Origin of the sequence: Micromonospora parva, assembly GCF_000718515.1 — a bacterium.
Lineage (GTDB): Bacteria > Actinomycetota > Actinomycetes > Mycobacteriales > Micromonosporaceae > Micromonospora > Micromonospora parva.
On the sequence record NZ_JNZS01000008.1, the window covers coordinates 19,068 to 37,132 of the forward strand.

At 70.1% G+C, this 18,065-nt stretch carries 15 protein-coding genes and 1 pseudogene; 9 read left to right on the top strand and 7 right to left on the bottom strand.

What is annotated here, in order from left to right; genetic code table 11:
- Window positions 1–64: 64 nt before the first annotated feature.
- On the bottom strand, window positions 65–1,240 hold the full coding sequence (locus tag IF22_RS0111605; RefSeq protein WP_030331123.1) for an ROK family transcriptional regulator: 1,176 nt from the start codon (window positions 1,238–1,240) through the stop codon (window positions 65–67).
- A gap of 169 nt (window positions 1,241–1,409) precedes the next feature.
- On the opposite strand from IF22_RS0111605, the gene IF22_RS0111610 reads away from it, so the two are divergent.
- Entirely contained in the window at window positions 1,410–2,864 is a 1,455-nt protein-coding gene (locus tag IF22_RS0111610; RefSeq protein ID WP_030331125.1) for a glycoside hydrolase family 3 protein, read from the top strand.
- 391 nt (window positions 2,865–3,255) lie between these two features.
- Here IF22_RS0111610 and IF22_RS0111615 read toward each other — a convergent pair whose 3' ends face one another.
- The gene (locus IF22_RS0111615; RefSeq protein WP_030331128.1) at window positions 3,256–3,918 is read right to left on the bottom strand and encodes a GNAT family N-acetyltransferase; all 663 of its coding nucleotides are present in this window, start codon (window positions 3,916–3,918) and stop codon (window positions 3,256–3,258) included.
- Window positions 3,919–4,089: 171 nt separating this feature from the next.
- Here IF22_RS0111615 and IF22_RS0111620 point away from each other — a divergent pair, with 171 nt between their 5' ends.
- Both IF22_RS0111620 and IF22_RS0111625 read left to right on the top strand, forming a co-directional pair.
- On the top strand, window positions 4,090–4,284 hold the full coding sequence (locus tag IF22_RS0111620; RefSeq protein ID WP_030331130.1) for a hypothetical protein: 195 nt from the start codon (window positions 4,090–4,092) through the stop codon (window positions 4,282–4,284).
- Between the two features lie 135 nt (window positions 4,285–4,419).
- Window positions 4,420–4,938, top strand: coding sequence for a hypothetical protein (locus IF22_RS0111625; protein ID WP_030331132.1), 519 nt, complete (start codon window positions 4,420–4,422; stop codon window positions 4,936–4,938).
- 52 nt (window positions 4,939–4,990) lie between these two features.
- Here IF22_RS0111625 and IF22_RS0111630 read toward each other — a convergent pair whose 3' ends face one another.
- A complete protein-coding gene (locus IF22_RS0111630; protein ID WP_030331134.1) occupies window positions 4,991–5,758 on the bottom strand; it encodes a Clp protease N-terminal domain-containing protein in 768 nt (255 codons plus the stop codon).
- A gap of 61 nt (window positions 5,759–5,819) precedes the next feature.
- The gene (locus IF22_RS0111635) at window positions 5,820–6,839 is read right to left on the bottom strand and encodes a glycosyltransferase (protein WP_030331136.1); all 1,020 of its coding nucleotides are present in this window, start codon (window positions 6,837–6,839) and stop codon (window positions 5,820–5,822) included.
- A gap of 118 nt (window positions 6,840–6,957) precedes the next feature.
- Here IF22_RS0111635 and IF22_RS0111640 point away from each other — a divergent pair, with 118 nt between their 5' ends.
- The gene (locus IF22_RS0111640) at window positions 6,958–7,773 is read left to right on the top strand and encodes a DUF72 domain-containing protein (RefSeq protein ID WP_209444547.1); all 816 of its coding nucleotides are present in this window, start codon (window positions 6,958–6,960) and stop codon (window positions 7,771–7,773) included.
- A 10-nt stretch (window positions 7,774–7,783) separates the two neighbouring features.
- Here IF22_RS0111640 and IF22_RS0111645 read toward each other — a convergent pair whose 3' ends face one another.
- The gene (locus IF22_RS0111645) at window positions 7,784–9,616 is read right to left on the bottom strand and encodes a glycoside hydrolase family 15 protein (protein ID WP_030331140.1); all 1,833 of its coding nucleotides are present in this window, start codon (window positions 9,614–9,616) and stop codon (window positions 7,784–7,786) included.
- Between the two features lie 151 nt (window positions 9,617–9,767).
- On the opposite strand from IF22_RS0111645, the gene IF22_RS0111650 reads away from it, so the two are divergent.
- Window positions 9,768–10,193 carry a VOC family protein gene (locus IF22_RS0111650; RefSeq protein WP_030331142.1) on the top strand — a complete coding sequence of 142 codons (426 nt, stop codon included), beginning with the start codon at window positions 9,768–9,770 and terminating at the stop codon, window positions 10,191–10,193.
- 4 nt (window positions 10,194–10,197) lie between these two features.
- Here the strand turns inward: IF22_RS0111650 and IF22_RS0111655 are convergent, their stop codons facing one another.
- Window positions 10,198–10,494: a DUF6582 domain-containing protein gene (locus IF22_RS0111655; RefSeq protein ID WP_030331144.1), complete on the bottom strand. Its 297-nt coding sequence runs from the start codon at window positions 10,492–10,494 to the stop codon at window positions 10,198–10,200.
- Window positions 10,495–10,647: 153 nt separating this feature from the next.
- On the opposite strand from IF22_RS0111655, the gene IF22_RS0111660 reads away from it, so the two are divergent.
- Window positions 10,648–10,950, top strand: a complete 303-nt coding sequence (locus IF22_RS0111660; protein ID WP_156057482.1) for an amphi-Trp domain-containing protein — start codon at window positions 10,648–10,650, stop codon at window positions 10,948–10,950.
- A 105-nt stretch (window positions 10,951–11,055) separates the two neighbouring features.
- Here IF22_RS0111660 and IF22_RS0111665 read toward each other — a convergent pair whose 3' ends face one another.
- The gene (locus IF22_RS0111665; RefSeq protein WP_030331148.1) at window positions 11,056–13,752 is read right to left on the bottom strand and encodes an RICIN domain-containing protein; all 2,697 of its coding nucleotides are present in this window, start codon (window positions 13,750–13,752) and stop codon (window positions 11,056–11,058) included.
- 1,212 nt (window positions 13,753–14,964) lie between these two features.
- On the opposite strand from IF22_RS0111665, the gene IF22_RS0111670 reads away from it, so the two are divergent.
- The 3 genes and pseudogenes from IF22_RS0111670 to IF22_RS36430 all read left to right on the top strand — a co-directional run.
- On the top strand, window positions 14,965–15,567 hold the full coding sequence (locus IF22_RS0111670) for a DUF4956 domain-containing protein (RefSeq protein ID WP_030331150.1): 603 nt from the start codon (window positions 14,965–14,967) through the stop codon (window positions 15,565–15,567).
- Window positions 15,564–16,385 carry a polyphosphate polymerase domain-containing protein gene (locus tag IF22_RS0111675; RefSeq protein WP_030331152.1) on the top strand — a complete coding sequence of 274 codons (822 nt, stop codon included), beginning with the start codon at window positions 15,564–15,566 and terminating at the stop codon, window positions 16,383–16,385. Before IF22_RS0111670 ends, IF22_RS0111675 begins: the two co-directional genes overlap by 4 nt.
- Window positions 16,382–18,010, top strand: a pseudogene (locus IF22_RS36430) (CotH kinase family protein); the annotation flags it as partial. The gene IF22_RS0111675 and the pseudogene IF22_RS36430, both read left to right, overlap by 4 nt.
- Window positions 18,011–18,065 lie beyond the last annotated feature (55 nt).

Below are 18,065 nucleotides of genomic sequence, written 5' to 3' on the forward strand. Positions count from 1 at the left end.
GGCAAGGGCTTGCGACTCACCGAGGCGCGGTGAAATATTCCTTCACATGACCGCCGCAGCGCGCTCAGCCGACGGTGGAGCCGAACACCTCGTCGCGCACCGCGTCCAGGGCGGTGCGCAGCGCGCCGTGCAGGATCGGCTCCTCGGTCAGCCCGGTCGGCACCACCCGCGGCTGGACCAGGGTGATCGCGGCGACCTCCTGCTGCACCCGGTCGGCGAGGGCCGCCCCACCGGCCTGGCCCACCTCGCCGGCGAGCACGACGAGCGGTGGGTCCAGCACCACGCAGGTGCTGGCCACGCCGAGCGCGAGCCGGCGGGCCAGTTCGTCGAGCATCGGGCCGCCGTCGGCGCCGGCCGCGACGGCCGCGCGGACCGCCTCGGCGGCGTCGGCGTCCGGGTAGCCGTGCTCGGCGGCCACCGCGCGCACCGAGTCCGCGCCGACCAGCTGCTGGAAGGCCGGCTTGGCGCGCCGGGAGACATCGCGCGGGATGGGTGCGCCGGGCACCGGCAGGTAGCCGATCTCGCCGGCCGCACCGCTGCTGCCGTGGTGCAACCGCCCGCCCAGCATGATCGCCAGGCCGACGCCGGCACCCACCCAGACCAGCACGAAGTCCGCCAGCCCCTGGGCGGCGCCGGACTGCGCCTCGGCCACCGCGGCCAGGTTGACGTCGTTCTCGAAGACCACCGGCGTGTGCAGGTCGTCCCGCAGCGCGGCGAGCAGGCCGCTGTGCCAACGGGGCAGGTTGAAGGCGAAGGTGATGTCGCCGGTACCGGGGTCGACCAGGCCCGGCGTGCCGAGCACGATGCGTCGTACGCTGCTCAGCTGCGCCTGGGCGCTGCTCGCCGCCTGCACGACGGCGTTGTGCACCACGCCCACCGGGTCGTCGGTGTCCCGGGTCGACTGTTCCACCCGGCCGATGACGGCACCGGTGATGTCGGCGCACGCGGCCACCACCCGGTCCGGCCCGACGTCCACGCCGACCACGTGCGCGCTGCCCGGGCGGACAGCGTAGAGCTGGGCGTTCGGCCCGCGCCCGCCGGCCTGCTCGCCGACCCGCGCCACGAGGCCGCGCTCCTCCAGCCGCTCGACCAGTTGCGAGGCGGTGACCTTCGACAGCCCGGTCAGCTCGCCGAGTCGGGCGCGGGTCAGCGGGCCGCGCTCAAGGAGCAGCTCCAGTGCGGCACGGTCGTTGAGCGCCCGCAACAGGCGGGGGGTGCCGGGCAGCCGGGTCGCACTCATGACACGTCCTCTAGTTTTAGTAAACTTTGCTAACTGTAAACCAACCTGCGAACGGGTAGCCGTAGCGTAACGGCCACCCGGCGGTGGGACGCTCGGCCAAGTCGGCAGGGCCAGGACCACCACCGGTACGACGTTTCGTACCCGCGGGACACCGAAGGGGGAAGATCACGTGGGGTTGGATCCAGGACTGCGCCGGCTGGCGCTGGGCACGCTCCTCGCCGCGTACCCGGGACCGGTCCCGCCGGACTGGGCGGTCGACCTGCTGGCCGACGGCCTGGCCGGGCACACCCTGTTCGGCACCAACGTGCACGACCCCGCCCAGGTGGCGGCGAGCACCGCCGCGCTGCGCGCCGGTCGGCCGGACGCGCTGATCGCCATCGACGAGGAAGGCGGCGACGTGACCCGGCTGGCGCACGCCACCGGCAGCCCGTACCCCGGCAACGCCGCCCTCGGTGCGATCGGCGACGTGGCACTCACCCGGCGGGTCTACCAGGCGATCGGCGCCGAACTGGCCGCGCTCGGCATCACCGTCAACCTCGCCCCCACAGTCGACGTCAACACCGCCGACGACAACCCGGTGATCGGCACCCGGTCCTTCGGCGCGGATCCGGTGCGGGTGGCCGCCCACTCGGCCGCCGCCGTGACCGGGTTGCAGGCCGCCGGCGTGGCCGCCTGCGCCAAACACTTCCCCGGGCACGGCGCCACCGTCAAGGACTCCCACCACGAGCTGCCCACCGTGGACGCGGCGCTGAGCCTGCTCCGCCAGCGGGACCTACCGCCGTTCGCGGCCGTCGTCGCCGCCGGCGCTCGCGCCGTGATGACCGCGCACATCCGGGTGCCGGCACTCACCGGCGCCGACCCGGCCACCTTCAGCCGCGCCGTCCTGGTCGACCTGCTGCGCACCGAGTACGGCTTCACCGGCACCGTCATCACCGACGCGCTGGAGATGAAGGGGGCCGCGGTGGCCGCCGGCGGCGTCGGGCCGGCCGCGGTCCGGGCCCTGAGCGCGGGCGCCGACCTGCTCTGCATCGGCGCGCGGGTCGACGCCGAGCTGGTCGAACGGGTGGCCGCCGAGATCGTCGACGCGCTCGCCGACGGCCGGCTCGCGATGGCCCGGGTCGAGGAGGCCGCCGGTCGCGCCGCCGATCTCGCCGCCTGGACCCGGGCCGCCAGCGGGTCGCCGGGCACCGAGGACGCCGACCTGGGGTACGCGGCGGCGCGCCGGGCGATCCGGGTGGACGGCCTGCTCACCGGCCTGGACCAGGCACTGGTGGTGCAACTGCACACCGAGTCGACGATCGCCGAGGGCCGGGTGCCGTGGGGCCTCGGTCCGCACCTGGACGGGGTGCCGGAAATCCGGGTGATCGCCACCGAGACCGACCCGGCCACGCTGCGCGGGTTGGCCGGCGACCGTCCCATCGTGCTGGTCGGGCGACACCTGCACCGGCTGCCCGGCGGCCCGGAGCTGATCGCCGACCTGGCCGCGCAGCACCCGGTGACAGTGGTGGAGATGGGCTGGCCGGCGCAGTGGCGGCCAGCGGGCGTCCGCGCCTTCGTCACCACCTACGGAGCGAGCCACGCCAACGGTCGCGCTGCCGCCGAGGCGCTCGGCCTGGCCGGCTGAGCCATCCGTTCCCCGATCGGTGCTCGACCTCATTCGCACGCTCCGTCACTGACCCGCCGACCCGCTCGATCGGGCGAAGAAGCAGGTCAAGTCCACTTCTCGACACTCCGAACCGACAGCTTCAACCTTGCCCCAAGCCTTCTCGATACGTAGCGTGATCGACACGTAGCGGCTCGCCCCCGGGCGGGGCCGTTACACCGGAACCGGGGCCTGGGGGGAGGTTGCGGACCGTGGATCCGGCCCGGGATCCACGGTCCGCGCCCAATGCCGGCTCAGCCACGGACCCATCCGCGCCGATCTTGCAGTTTCGGTCGTCGAGATGCGGGCCAATGCCCGCTATGTCGCAACAGAAAACGCAAGATCGCGGGCCGCTTGGGCTGGGGGGCGCGGGTCAGCGCGGATAGACCCCGTACGCGCGCCAGCCCCGGTTTGGGAACCCGGCCGCTTCGGCGACCCGGGCCGAGGCGTGATTGTCCCGCTCGTGCAGGTAGGTGGGCACCGCACCCTCGTCGAGCACCCGCCGTGCCGCCTGGGCCACCAGTCGACGGGCGAGGCCGCGCCCCTGGGCGGCCGGCACGGTGCCAACTGCCAACTCGTGCCCGTACGCGTCGTGTCGTTTGATCCCGGCACCGGCCAGGTAGGCGCCGTCCGGGGCACGGACCACGAGCACCGGCCGATCGAAGAGCCGCAGCCAGGGCGGCAGCCCGGCAGCTGTCGGCTCGGTCCACTCCCCCACATCGGGCAGCGGCGCGGGGGCCACGCTCCACCGGAAGGGGCCGTCGTGTACGCAGAACTCGGGCCGGCCGACGGCCTCCGGCAGCGCGGCGAGCAGGCGGTTCGGCGTACGGCTGACCAGCGCGCGGATCGCCGCCACGCGGTCCGGCGCCACGGAGAGCACGGCGCTGCGCCCGGTGTCCACGGCGAGCGCGGGGCGCAGTCGGCCGTCCCAGGCCGGTTTGGCCCGTCGCTGCGAGGCGACCACGTGCAACCCCGGCCCGGCCGGCCATTGGCCGAGCCAGCTGGCCAGGTGCAGGTGAAGTCGCCGGTCGAGCATGCGCACCTCCCCGGTCACCCGACCCGTCGTGGATCACCGTACGCCCGGACGGCGGGGCCGGGCGCAGGATACGTCAGAGCCGAGTGGGCAAGGGGTACGGGAACCAGGAGCACAAATCGACCGTCATATGTATTTCCATACCTGGACACCTTTCTTTGGGACGGTGAACGCATGCCGATTCAGCCGAACGACCAGTACGAGCAGGACCCCGAGCGACTCTGGCGGGCGGCGGAGGCCGTCGGCGGCAATCCGCCCCAGCCGCGCTACCGGAACCCCCGGACGATCGGCAGCGGTGACCTGTCGTGGGCCGGGCTGAACAAGCTGCCCGCCGGCAGCTCCAGTCGGCACCGCCTGAACACCCACTGACGCCGGCCGTCACGGCGACCGCCGGGGAGTACGGGGGGCGACACACCGGAGGAGGTCCAGCGGCGGCTTTCGCACACCTGTCGGGTAATTTCTTGTGGTCCCTCATCCCGGCCTACGACAGGAGAAGCTCCGCGCATGGGCAAGAAGACGATCCACGTCTCCGACTTCACCGGCACGGTTCTGCAGCAGGACGACGAGGTGGTCCGCGTCGTCGTGCTGGAGCACCCGGACCTGGTCGCCGGGCCCGTGCAGTTGGACGCCACCCCGGGCGAGGTGGAGAACATCGACGACGCCGCGCTGGACGTGGCGGTGGTCGAGATCCACGACCGGCACGGTGGCGGCGAGCCTCGCCGGGTGGTGCTGACGGCCAGCGAGTTCGACGCGATGGCCACCGACGTGCCGATGGCGCAGTTGCTGAAGACGGCCGAGCGGGTCCGCCCTCCCAAGGCCCGCAAGAGCGCCGAGAAGATCGACTACGGCACGCTGGAGCACGCCGGAAAGCCGCACCGGGGTCGGGTCACCGAGGAGGAGGCGCGGCTGGTGCGCGAGCAGCTCGACGAGGTCAACAAGCGCCTCGCCGACGCGGGCGTACGCCAGATCGACCCGACCGATCCGGAGCACGCCCTGCGGTACGGCTTCCCCGACGTCTCCTGACCGACCCGCGTCAGCGGGCCTTCCCGGCCCGCTGACCGATGGCGGCGTCGGGCTATCGGGCGTCGTCACCTGGTTCGGCGTCGTTGACCGCCCTGGTGGCGTTGACCGCCGCGGCGAGGGCGGCGACCAGGTCGGTCTCGACCGCTGCCTTCTCCAGGCCGAGGTCGGTGAGCACACCAGCGCCGTCCTCCTGTTCGAGCAGGGCGAGCAGGAGGTGCTCGGTGCCGATGTAGTTGTGCCCGAGACGCAGCGCCTCCCGGAAGGTCAGCTCCAACGCCTTCTTGCCGCGTGCGTCGTACGGGATGAGGTCCGGGACCTGCTCGGACCGCGGCGGGAGGACGGCTGCGACCGCCTCGCGCACCGCCTCGGGAGTGACCCCGCGACCGGCCATCACCCTGGCGGCCAGCGCGTCCGGCTCGGCGAGCAGGCCCAGCACCAGGTGCTCGGGGCCGATCTCGACGTTGCCGCTGGCGCGGGCCTCCTCCTGGGAGGCCATCACGACGTTGCGGGCGCGCGGGGTGAACCGGCCGAAGCCGGCGTTGGGGTCGAGCGCGGCCGCGTCGGTCGCCTTCGGCACGAAGCGCTTCTGGGCGGCCTGCTTGGTGACCCCCATGCTGCGGCCGATGTCGGTCCAGGAGGCGCCCGAGCGCCGGGCCTGGTCGACGAAGTGCCCGATCAGATGGTCGGCGACCTCACCGAGGTGGTCGGCGACGAGCACCGCGTCGGTGAGCTGGTCGAGCGCGTCGGTGTGCAGCTTCTTGATCGACTGAATGAGGTCGTCGAGCTTCAGCGCGTTACTCATCTCGCTGGGTTCCGTCATGCGTCAACTATAGGTTGACGACCCCCCTTCGTCAACGCTGGGTTGACGTTTCCGTCTCCGATCACGCACCCGTCCGGGCGTACTCCGGTAGGCGTCGGGCGACGGACGCCGGGGACGGCATGGCGGCGATCTCCTCGGCGACCGCGCGGGCCGCGTCGCGCTGCCCGACGGTGCCGTGCCGGGGCAGCAGCCGGTGGACCTGCTCGGCGACCGCAGCAGCGTCCACCTCCCCGGGGAGGAGCCGAAGACCCAGCCCGGCGGCGGCGAGCACCTCCGCGTTGGCGAACTGGTCCGCGCCCTGCGGCAACAACAACTGGGGTACGCCCGCCGCGAGCGCGCCGAGGGTGGTGCCACTGCCCCCGTGATGCACCACCACGTCGACCAGCGGCAGCAGCTCCGCCTGCGACACCCACCGGTGGACGCTGACCTGGTCGGGAATCTCGCCCAGCTGTTCCACCGGCACCCGGCCGGCCGCGACCACCACCTGCGCGTCCAGCGCCGCCAGACCGGCGATGGCGGTGCGCAGCAGCTCCGGCGTGCCGAACGCGGTACCGAGGGTCAGATAGATCAACGGGCGGGGGGTCCGACGGCTCACCCGCTCGGGCAGCGGAGCCGGCGTCGAGAAGGCGACCGGTCGCAGCTCGATCCGGCGTTCGGTGGCGAGGAAGTCCCTGTCCTGCAGCGACGGCGGCCAGATGTCCAGGTGCGGTCGACCGACGACCTCGACGTTCCTGGTGGGCAGCTCCAGACCGATGCCCTCGGGAAACATCCGGCCGAACCCGTGCCACAGACCCGGGATGCCAGCCCGGTGGGCCGCCACCGCCGCTCCCGGCAACCCCCACTCGTGCACCACCAGGTCCGGCCGCAGGCGCGCCAACTCCGGTGCGAGGTCCTCGGCGTACACCTCGTAGAAGGCGTCGCCGGGGCGGAACGGCCGCAGGCCGTGCGCGGCCAGTGGCGCGTGCACCTCCGTACCGGCGGCGAAGTGGACCTCGTGCCCGGCGTCCCGGGCGGCGATCGCCAGCGGGATCAACGGATACGTGTGACCGACTGACGCAAGACTGGCGAACAGCACGCGCATGGCGTCGGACCCTACCCGCCACACCGGGGCCCCGTCGCCGGCCCATATACCGTGGGCTCCGGTCGAACGCGGTCACCGGCGGGAAGGGCGGGTCATGCGTCTGCACGTGGGGTGCGCGATGTGGAGTCACCGGTCGTGGCCGGGCCACCGGCTGCCGCCCACGGAGCGCCTGCGGCACTACGCCAGCTGGTGCGACGCGGTGGAGGGCAACACCACGTTCTACGCGACCCCGACCCGGGACACCGTCGCCTCGTGGGCCGCCCAGACGAGCTCCTGCTTCCGCTTCGTCCTGAAGCTCCCCAAGGTCATCACACACGAACGGCGGCTCACCGACGTCGGCGAACCGCTGCGCGCCTTCCTGGACGCGATCGAACCGCTCGGCCCGCGCGCCCACGCCCTCTGGATCCAGCTACCCGGCTCGTTCGCGCCCGGCGACGTCCCGACCCTGGGCCGTTTCCTGCAGCAGCTTCCGCAGTCCCACCGGTACGCGGTGGAGGTCCGCCATCCCGCGTTCTTCACCGACGCCCACCCGGCCCGACTGCTCGGGGCGACCCTCGCCGCCGCCAACGCCGAATGGATCCCCTTCGACACCACCGCCTTCTTCGCCAGCCCACCAACCAGCGACGCGGAACGGGACGCCTGGACCAAGAAACCGCGCGTGCCGCTGCGATCGCTCGCGCTCACCGACCGGCCGATCGTGCGCTACCTCGGTCGCGACGACCCGACGCGCACCGTCGAGGGATGGCAGCGCTGGATCGACGTGACAGTCACCTGGCTGCACGAGGGGCGCTCCCCGACGGTGTTCATCCACACCCCGGACAACTCCGACGCACCGGCGCTCGCCCGCCGGTTCCACGACGAGGTACGGGCGCGCGTACCGGGACTCGCCGCGTTGCCCGAGCCGATCCCGGTCGAGCCGCTGACCCTGTTCTGACCGGGACCGCTCAGCCCTGCTGGTCGAGCAGTTCGTCGAGGTGGGTCGCCGTGCTGATCAGCGACAGATGGCTGAACGCCTGCGGGAAGTTGCCGATCTGCTCGCCGGTCGGCGCGATCTCCTCGGAGTAGAGGCCCAGCGGGTTGCTGTAGGTGAGCATCTTCTCGAACGTCAACCGGGCGTCGTCGACTCGGCCGGCCAGCGCGAGCGCCTGCACGTACCAGAAGGTGCACATGTTGAACGTGCCCTCGGTGCCGGCGAGACCGTCCGGCGACGCGCTCGGGTCGTAGCGGTAGACCAGGCTGTCGGAGACCAGGCCGGTGTCCATGGCGCGCAGCGTCGACTCCCACATCGGATCGGTGGGCGAGATGAAGTTCAGCCCCGGCATCGCCAGCAACGAGGCGTCCAGGATGTCCGAACCGTAGTGCTGCACGAACGCGCGTCGCCCACTGTGGAAACCACGGGTCATGACCTGCTCGTAGATGGCGTCACGCTCGGCGGACCAGCGGGCGATGTCGCCGGGGCGGCCCCGGCGTCGCGCGATGCGGATGGCCCGGTCCAGCGCGACCCAGGACAACACCCGGCCGTACGTGAAGTCCTGCCGACCGGACCGGGTCTCCCAGATGCCGTCCTCGGGTTGGTTCCAGTGCTCACAGAGCCAGTCCATCAACCCGGCCGTCTTGCGCCACCCGTCGTACGGCGCGATCAGGCCGTTGCGGTCGGCCAGCTCCAACGAGACGAGCGCCTCGCCGTAGATGTCGAGTTGGAGTTGGTCCGCCGCGCCGTTGCCGATCCGCACCGGCGCCGAGCCGCGGTATCCCTCCAGGTGGCCCAGCACCTCCTCGGGGAGGTCCGGTGAGCCGTCGATGCGGTACATGATCTGCAGGGGCATGGCGCCGTCGCGTGCCTCACGGATGCGCGCATTGAGCCAGAGCAGATACTTCTGGGCCTCGTCGGTGAAGCCCAGGCGCAGCAACGCGTGCACGGAGAAGGACGCGTCCCGGATCCAGGTGTAGCGGTAGTCCCAGTTCCGCTGCCCGCCGATCTGCTCGGGAAGCCCCGCGGTGGGCGCGGCGACCAGAGCACCGGTCGGCGCGTACGTCATCAGCTTGAGGGTCATCGCCGACCGCTCGACCACCTCCCGCCAGCGGCCCTTGTAGCGGGAACCGCCCACCCACCGTCGCCAGTGGTCACGGGTCTCGGCGAGCAGGTCGCACGCCTGCTCGGTGCTGAGTGCGCGGGGCGCGCGCGGGGCACCGACCGTCTCCAGGGCAACCCCGCCGATGTCGCCCGCGTGCAGCGTGAACCGCGCGGACACGCCGTCGGCGTCGCGGTGGAAGTCCCCCACGTGGAACGCCCGCTCCACGTCCTTGAACGCGGCGAGGGTGAAGGTCAGCGTCGGGCTCCGGAAGAGGTCACCCTCGGGGTGCACCTCCAGCTCGAACGGGTCGCGCCCGTAGTTGAACCGTGGGCGGCACTGGACGCGGAACCGCATGGTCCCCCGCACCATCCGGACCAGCCGGATCAACCGGTGCTCATCGGTGGCCTGCGCTCCCGTCACGGGCATGAAGTCCAGCAGCTCACCGACACCGTCGGCGGTGTGGAAGCGGGTGATCAGGATTGGCGTGCCGGGCAGGTAGAGCTGTTTGCTCGTGTAGTCGACACCGTCGGGCGAGAGCTGGAAGTGGCCTCCGTTGCGGCGGTCCAGCAGCGCGCCGAAGACGCTCGGCGAGTCGAAGCGGGGCGCGCAGAACCAGTCGACAGTGCCGTCCGTGCTGATCAGTGCGGCGGTCTGCAGATCACCGATCAGACCGTGGTTCTCGACTGCCGGGTAGCTCTCCACGCTGTCCCCCGCCGCTCGTACGGGCAATGGCGGGGACTACCCGTGAGCTGACGAAAGATGCCGCCCGTCGGTGTCGGTTCCGGCCCGGGAGGACGCGTACCGTCGACATCACCCCGTCCCGGCACCACCGCCATCGACGAGAGGACAACCCATGAGCCTGCGCGGATTTGCCACACTCAACATCTGGGCGGACGACGTGGCAGCGGCCACACGGTGGTACGCGGATCTCCTCGGCGTCGAGGCGTACTTCATGCGCCCGGGCCCCGACGGACGCCCGGCCTACACCGAGTTCCGCATCGGGGACTACCAGGCCGAGCTGGGCATCATCGACCGCAGGTTCGGGCCGGCCGGCGCGGCGAGCGGGCCCGGCGGCGTGGTGATGCACTGGCACGTCGACGACCTCGATGCGACCGTCGAGCGGCTGTTGGCGATGGGCGCCACCGAGTACCAACCGATCACCGCGCACGGGGACGGCGGGTTCATCACCGCGGCGGTGGTCGACCCGTTCGGCAACGTGCTGGGTGTCATGCAGAACCCGCACTACCTCGACGTCCTCGCCGCATTGAAGACGAAATGACCGGTTAGTGGGCGGGATTCGGGGTGTGCGGTAGTTTGCCCAGCTGACGCCAGTTCGTCTCGGCGACCTCGACGCCGTAGTGCTTGGCCGCGGCGAGGATGTTCTGAAAGGCCAGGTCGCGGTCGGCGTCGGTGACGCCCTGCACCTGGTCGAACCGGGCGATGGCGTTGCGGACGTGACCCGCGTCGGTCATCGGCTCCTTGCGTTTCCCGGGGAACGCGAAGACGCTCTCCGGCAGCTCGCGCTTGTCCTTGTCCGACAGGGTGCCGTGCTTCTCGTGGGGCTTCCAGGTTGATGTCATCGCCCAGCATTACCCGCACGCGGCCCGGTAGCACCTCCGGAGCCGGCATTATCCGGACGATCGCCACCGACAAGATCCATACCATGCCGGCACCACCGGGTGGAGCCGAAGCCCTTCGCTGGCTGTCCTTTGTGGAGTGCGAGCATTGCCGGCATGGATATTTACGAGGATTCCCGTATGGCGTCCCGCTCCGACCTGGCCGCCTGGCTGCGCCAGCTGGCGAACCAGCTGGAGTCTGACGGGCGGCTCTTCTACGGCGCGGCCGGCGCGGTGACCGTCGCGGACACGGTGCGCTGCGAGCTGGAGATCGAACGGGAGAGCGAGACGGAGGTGTCCGTCGAGATCGAGTTCTCCTGGACCGAGCCGGCGCGCGTCACGGTGGCCGACGAGCAGGAGCCCGCCAAGGACGCCGAGGCCGCCGAGCCGGCCGAGACCACGCCGGAGCCCGCGAGCTAGCGACGTCGGCGGCGCCGAGCCGGGCGCCGGACCTGTGACAACTCGGGCTGTCACGAGCAGCCGGGGGCCAGGCCCGTGTCGGCCTGGCCCCCGGGGTCTGGTCGGTCAGCTACGCAGCGTCCACTGCTGGTTCGTGCCGCCGTTGCAGGACCAGAGGATGATCTTGGTGCCGTTGGCGGTGGCAGCGCCATTGGCGTCGAGGCAGAGCCCGGACTGGGCGTTCGTGATGGTGCCGTTGGCGTTGACGTTCCACTGCTGGTTCGCGCCACCGTGGCAGTCCCAGATGATGACCGCGGTGCCGTTGGCCGTGCCGGCCCCGGAGGCGTCCAGGCACTTGTTGCCGTACACGGTCAACTGCTTGCTGGCGGTCTGGGTCCACCGCTGGTTGCTGGCGGTGGAGCAGTCCCAGAGTTGGGTCTGGGTGCCGTTGGTGGTCGAGGAGTTGGGCACCTCGACACAGCGGCCGGACTGGCCACCCACGAGCTGCCCGTTGCCCGTACCGCTGCCACCGCCCTGCTGCTGCCGGACGATCGACGTCGACTCGGCCGACCGGTTGCCCTGGGCGTCGACGACGTAGAGCCGGTACTCGCCCTGGGTGCTCGGCACGGCGATGGACGTCGCGGTGCCGGACGCCCTGGTCATCGTCGCGCCGGCGGTGAAGGTGGTGGTGCCGTACGGAGCCAGCCAGACCGACCTGGTGGCGTCGCCGGTGCTGCGAATCGGGATCGACGCGGTGGCACTGGTGACGAAGGTGCTGGCCGGCAGCACGTAGTTCGGCGCGGAGAAATTGCTCGCCGGAATGATGTCCCGGTACGCGTCCTCCAGACCGGAATTCGCGGCGATTCCGTACGCCGTGGCCGGCCAGACATAATCCGAGGAGACGATGATGTCGCCGATCGTGCTGTTCGGCAGGTTCTTGTTCGAGACCTTGTTGATCGGCCCGTAGATCTGCGTGATGCTCAGGTCGTGCTTCCGCCCGAAGTCGTCTGAGTTGATCATCCAGGTGACGTTCTTGTCGATGCTCAGGACATTGTCCCGGAAGGTGATGAACGCCGATCCCTCATCCGGGTGCAGGCCGTACTTGTGGCCGGACGGAACACCCTGGAGGTAGTTGTTGGTGATGGTCGTCCCGGGTTGACTACCGAGCGTGTAAATGGGCGCTGTGTCGCTGAGTCGCTGCACCGTGTCGATGATGTGGTTGTAGCTGATGGTGTTGTTGCGCGCCGTCGTGGTCGGTCGGTTCGGCACGATCGAGCCCGACGATCCGTCGAAGTTCCACCAGCCCCAGCCGAGCGTGATGCCGGACCACGGGGCTTTCTCGATCCGGTTGCGCTGGATGGTGAGGGTGTCGGCGAAGTACGCCGAGATCGGGCTGTGCCCGTTGAACAGCACCGCGCTGTCGTACAGGTAGTTGTTCTTGATGTCGATGTTCTTCGGCAGCCCCTCGACCGACGCGGAGTACTTCTCCCGGTTGGTCGACGTGCCGTCTCCGATGTAGACGTGCTGGGGATGGCCGACATTGATGGCCGACCCGGCGATGTCGTTGGTGGCGTTCCCGATCAACTGGGTGCCCTGCACGTCGTTGACCATGCTGATCCCGTCGGCGCCGGTGTGCTCGATCCGGTTGCGTTGCAGCAGGAGGCCGTCGGCGTTCTGGATCTGGACGATGGCGGGGGTGACATCCACGTTGCGGTAGTAGTAGACGTGGAAGTTGCCCTTCGCGTACACCTGCGCTCCGAGGTTGCCCTGCTGCGCCTGCTTGAAGGACGATGCGGCGACGTTGAACAGATTCCAGTCCGAGTGCCGCACCGTCAGCCCGGAGAACGTGATGTTGCGGGCATGGCTGGTCGTCGAGGTGCCGGCGACCCGGAGCACCGTGGTGACGTTGTTCGGCGCGTAGACCGTCGCTGTCGACATGTTCTCGGCGCTGGTCTTGTAGTAGTAGACCGTCTTGGCGCCCTTGTCGAAGTAGAACTCGCCGGGCGCGTCCAGGAACTCGTACGCGTTCATGAGCTTGTGGGTGCCGCCGACCTGGGCGTTGCCGTTGAACGCGCCCTGGGCGATGGCCGCACCTGGTTGCTGGAAGAGGGCGACCCGGTTCGCGCCGTCGGTGGTCACCTGCCGGACGCCGACGATGGCCGTGGTCCAGGTCGTGCCCGTCTCGATCTCGATGTCGTCCTGGTTGCGCGCGATGGCGGGGAAGTCGTTCTGGTTGTACCTGGCGCCGTCGCACTGCGACCCCGACTCCCAGGCCCACGCGGCCTGGCCGGCCGTGATGTTGTACGTCCCGAAGCACCCGCCCGAGCTGACCGTCTTGGTCGCCATGACCGCGCGCTTGTCGTTGACGTAGAGCGCCCGCAGCTTGTTGGCGCGGTCGAGGGGGGCCTTCCAGATGTTGCCGCTGTGCTGGGTCCACCCGGTCACCTGGACGCCACCGTCAAGGATCGGCTTCTCGTTGGAGTAGGCCCCGTAGCTGACCCGGAATCCGTTGGTGCCGGAGTCGCTCGCCCCGAATTCGATCGTGCTGCTCACCGGATAGGTGCCGCCACGGAGATAGACGTTGATGTCGCCGGTCATGTTCGCGCTTATCGGGCGGACGACGTCCCGGGCCCGTTGAATCGTCTTGAACGGGGACTGCAACGTGCCTGGGTTGGCGTCGTTGCCGTCCGGGGCCACATAGTAGGTCGCCTGGACTGCGGCCGAGGCCGGCAGTTGGTGTGCCAGCACGGCCGGCAGCGTGGCGGCGACAAGCGCCGCCACCGCCAACAATGACGTTCGCGCGGTGGATATGGCTGACTTCACGTCTGTTCCTCTCACTGGTCGTCGACGTGTGGGTGCCCAATGTGGGTATCGAGCGACGAGTACGGAACAGGGACGCCACCAAGGCCGGCGGGGACTTTCGTCGCCCCGACCGCACTCTTTGTTAACCGCCCCGAAATTCTTAGTGGGAGCGTAGGTCACACGTCTGACCAATGCAACCGTCAATTGGGGGGCGTCTATGCCTAAATGCGCCCGGACCGGGCAGATCGGCCAGGGCGCTCGGGCACCCCCGGGTGCGTCGTCCGACGAATCAGCGCCGACGAGCTGCCCCTCGCCGAATGTCGGTGCCACCAACTACGCCGACTCGGGACGCGGCCGCACGCGCGCGGCCCGCTGACCGGCCACGACCGTTCAGGGTGGTCCAGGCCCGCCGGCCAGGTGGCGCAGGTGGCACGACGCGCCTTCGGAGCTGAATCGTTTACGACATCACCGCCGCGCGATCACCCACGACGCCGCCTCCGCACGATCACCCACGACGCCGCCTCCGCACGATCACCCACGACAGCTCGACGGGTAGCCTCGCCGTCTGGGCCGAGGACTGCCTCCGCGCGGTCCCCCACGACACCGCCTCCGCACGGTCCCCTCGCGCGGTTTGGTCGCGACACCACCGCCACGGGTTCCCTCACCTGATTCGTGTGCGGCATCAGCTCCATAGGCACTGCGGTACCGCACCCCGCCCACACCGGCGGCCACGGAAGAGAGCCAACGGCCGCCGGCTGGGCCGGGCCGGGCGACGATCAGCCCACTCCCCGGCCCGATCAATCGAGGCGGCCAAGTCAACCGGCCCGCTCCGACCCGCCGCCGGTTCCATTCATGCCCGTTGCACCGAGCCGGGTCGCCGGCACGGCTGCCGACAGCGCCAGGTTCGGCACAGGCGACCCGGTGAGGCAATTGCCGCCCACGGGTCCACCCACGATCCCGAAAAACTCCGAAAGTTTCGGCGACCCCGGAACCCGAGACGGTGCCCCCACTCTGCCCACGTCAGCCGCACTGCACCCTAGCCAGGCGACCCAGCGCCCCGGTGGCCACACGAACCACGCATTGACTTACATGGATGTTCTGCTTACAGTCACCAACGAAATACCGAAAGTTTACCGAAAAGTAACCCGGAGGTCCGGCCGCCTTCCGCAGGTCGCCACGCAGCAATGGCGGACGCCGGTCCGTTCCTGCGGCAGATCAGGAGGAACCCCAGCGATGTCGCAGCTCGTCCTGTTCGCGATCGACATCTGCGCGGTGGCGCTGCTCGTCTTCGGGCTCTACTTCCCGCGGCACCGTCGGCGCGACCTGGTCGTCGCCTACCTGGGCGTCAACGTCGGCGTCCTCGCGGTGGCGAGCGCACTGAGCGCCAGCGACGTCGGTGCCGGGCTCGGGCTGGGGCTGGCGCTGTTCGGGGTGCTCTCCATCATTCGACTTCGTTCGACGGAACTCGACCAGCACGAGGTCGCGTACTACTTCTCCGCTCTCGCACTGGGCATTCTCGGCGCGCTCAGCACCACCTCGGTCTGGCTCAGCGGAGGTCTGATGGCCCTCATCGTCGCGGTCATGTTCGTCGGGGACCACCGGCGGCTGCTCCGGCACTACCGGCACCAGATCATGGTGCTCGACTCCGCCGTCACCGATCACGTCGCTCTCGTCGCCCAGCTGGAGCAGCTGCTCAATGCCCGGGTGCACAATGCCATCGTCCAGCGACTCGACCTGGTCAACGAGACCACAGTGGTGGACGTCCGATACTCGGTCGCCCGGCGCAGCCCGGCGGCCGGCACCAGCAAGCGGGTACGGGTCGGAGCGCTCCAATGACCACACCACCGCTGGCGAGGTTGGCGCCGGTCACACTCGCCGAGGTGATCGACCGAGCGGCGCTGCAGTGCAGGGTGGACCGCAAGTACGTGATCACCGTGGACGAGCTGCCGCACCTGCTGGACCACCTCACCCCGTACGCCCGGGTGTTGGACATCGAGGGTGAGCGCACCTTCCGCTACGAGTCGGTGTACTTCGACACTCCCTGTCTGGCCAGCTACCACTGCGCCGCGTACCGACGGCGCAGGCGCTTCAAGGTACGGACCCGGACCTACCTCGACTCGGCTCAGTGCTGGCTGGAGGTGAAGATCAGCGGAGCGCGCGGACGGGTCACCAAGCACCGACTGCCGTATCGCGCCGAGGACCGCAGCACCGTCCGGTCCGGTCGCGGGTTCGTGAACGACGTCCTCGATCAGGAGGCGATCCTGACCGACCTCGCGGCCCGTCTCTTCGATCCGGTGCTGGTCACCACCTACCGTCGCGCCACCCTGCTGCTGCCGGCCACCGCGAGCCGGGTCACCATCGACACCGGGCTCACCTGGCAGGACGGTGACCGCGCGCTCCGGCTGCCCGGCATCGCTGTGGTCGAGACCAAGACCAGCTCGGCCCCGTCGCTTGCCGACCGGGCGCTGTGGCAGCGCGGGACCAGACCGGTCCGGATCTCGAAGTACGCCACCGGTCTCGCGGCCCTCCGCCTGGACCTCCCAGACGTGCCGTGGCGACGGACGCTACGCCGCCACTTCCGCACCGTCCCGTCCTCGGCGCTGCCCGAGTTGACCGTTCCCCACCGATCAGAACAGGAGGCATCGTGCGCATGACCACCCGCAACACCGGTCTTCCAGTGGCGGCCTTTCGGGCCGCCGGGATCGCCGCCGCCACCGTGTTCGTCGCAGGCCTCCTCGTGGTGTCGTCGCCACAGGCCGGCGCCGAATCCGTCCCCGCCGCCCAGCCCGTCTCCGAGCTCCTCGCCGGCGCCCAGACCGCCGATGCGGCGGCGGCAGACGACCTGACCGGCGACATCACCTTCTCCGTGCCCAGCGGCACCTTCCAGGGGGAGGTGGCGGTGACGCTGGGCAGCACGATCAGCGGTGCCCAGATCCGCTACACCACCAACGGTCAGCCACCCACCGCCCAGTCGGCGCTCTATTCGGGCTCGGCGCTGCGCTTCACCCGCACCACCCAACTGCGGGCACAGGCGTTCGTCGGCCAGGCGCCAACGGGTGCGCCCGGCACCGCCATGTACGCCGCGCAGAACGTCACCACCGCCCACGACCTGCCGGTGGTCCTTATCGACTCGTACGGTGCGGGCCGGCCGGACCGTGAGTACTTCGACTCCACCACCATGATCTTCGAACCGACGGGCGGCGGCACCACGTCGCTGGCTGCCGCCCCGACGCTCAGCACCAGAGCTGGCTTCCGACTGCGCGGCAACTCGTCGGCGACGTTCGAGAAGACGCCGTTCCGCGTCGAGTTCTGGGACAACGAGGACGACGACGCCGACCACCCGGTGCTGGGCATGCCCGCCGACTCCGACTGGGTGTTGCGCGGCCCGTTCCCCGACAAGGCGTTGATCCGCGAGGCGCTCGTCTACGACCTCGGACGCGAGATGGGGTTGCCGGCGCCGCGCTACAGGTTCGTCGAGTTCTATCTCAACACCGACGCCGGCCCGGTGGGTGCCAGCGACTACCTGGGCGTCTACATGTTCATGGAGACGATCAAGAACTCCAAGGACCGGCTCGACCTCAAGCAGTTGGACTCCGACGACATCACCCTGCCGAAGATCCAGGGCGGGTACATCTGGAAGTTCGAGTGGATGGCCGCCGAAGAGCCGACGTTGCCGTGCACCGGGCCGGCCGCCACCTGCTGGAACTACCTCGAGGTGGCCGACCCGTCGCCGCTGCAACCGCAGCAACGGGACTGGCTGCGCGGTCACATCCAGGAGTTCCACGACGTGCTGCACTCGTCGAACTTCGCCGACCCGACCACCGGTTACCGGAAGTACATCGACGTCGACTCGTTCATCGACCTCATGATCGTCAACGAGTTGAGCCGGGAGATGGACGCGTACGTCCGCAGCTCGCACTTCTACAAGGACCGGGACAGCAAGATCTTCGCCGGGCCGCTGTCGCTGTGGGACTTCGACCTCAGCTTCGGCGTCGGCGGCTTCTTCGCCAACGACCAGGTGTCGGGCTGGCAGCACCAGCAGACCCGGCAGCCGTCGGCCAACGACTGGTTCGCCCAGTTGCTACGCGACCCCGCGTTCGTCAACCAGGCCCGATCGCGTTGGCAGACGCTGCGACAGGGCTTGCTCTCCGACGCCGCGCTCCAGACCCGGATAGACGCTCTCGCGGCCCCGCTGACCAACGCGGCCCAGCGCAACTTCCAACGCTGGCCCAACCTGACGTCACCGACGGTCAGCTTCTTCCGCACACCGACCTCGCCCACCTGGCAGGGGCAGGTCCAGGTCATGCGGGACTGGATGCTGCGACGGGCCGCCT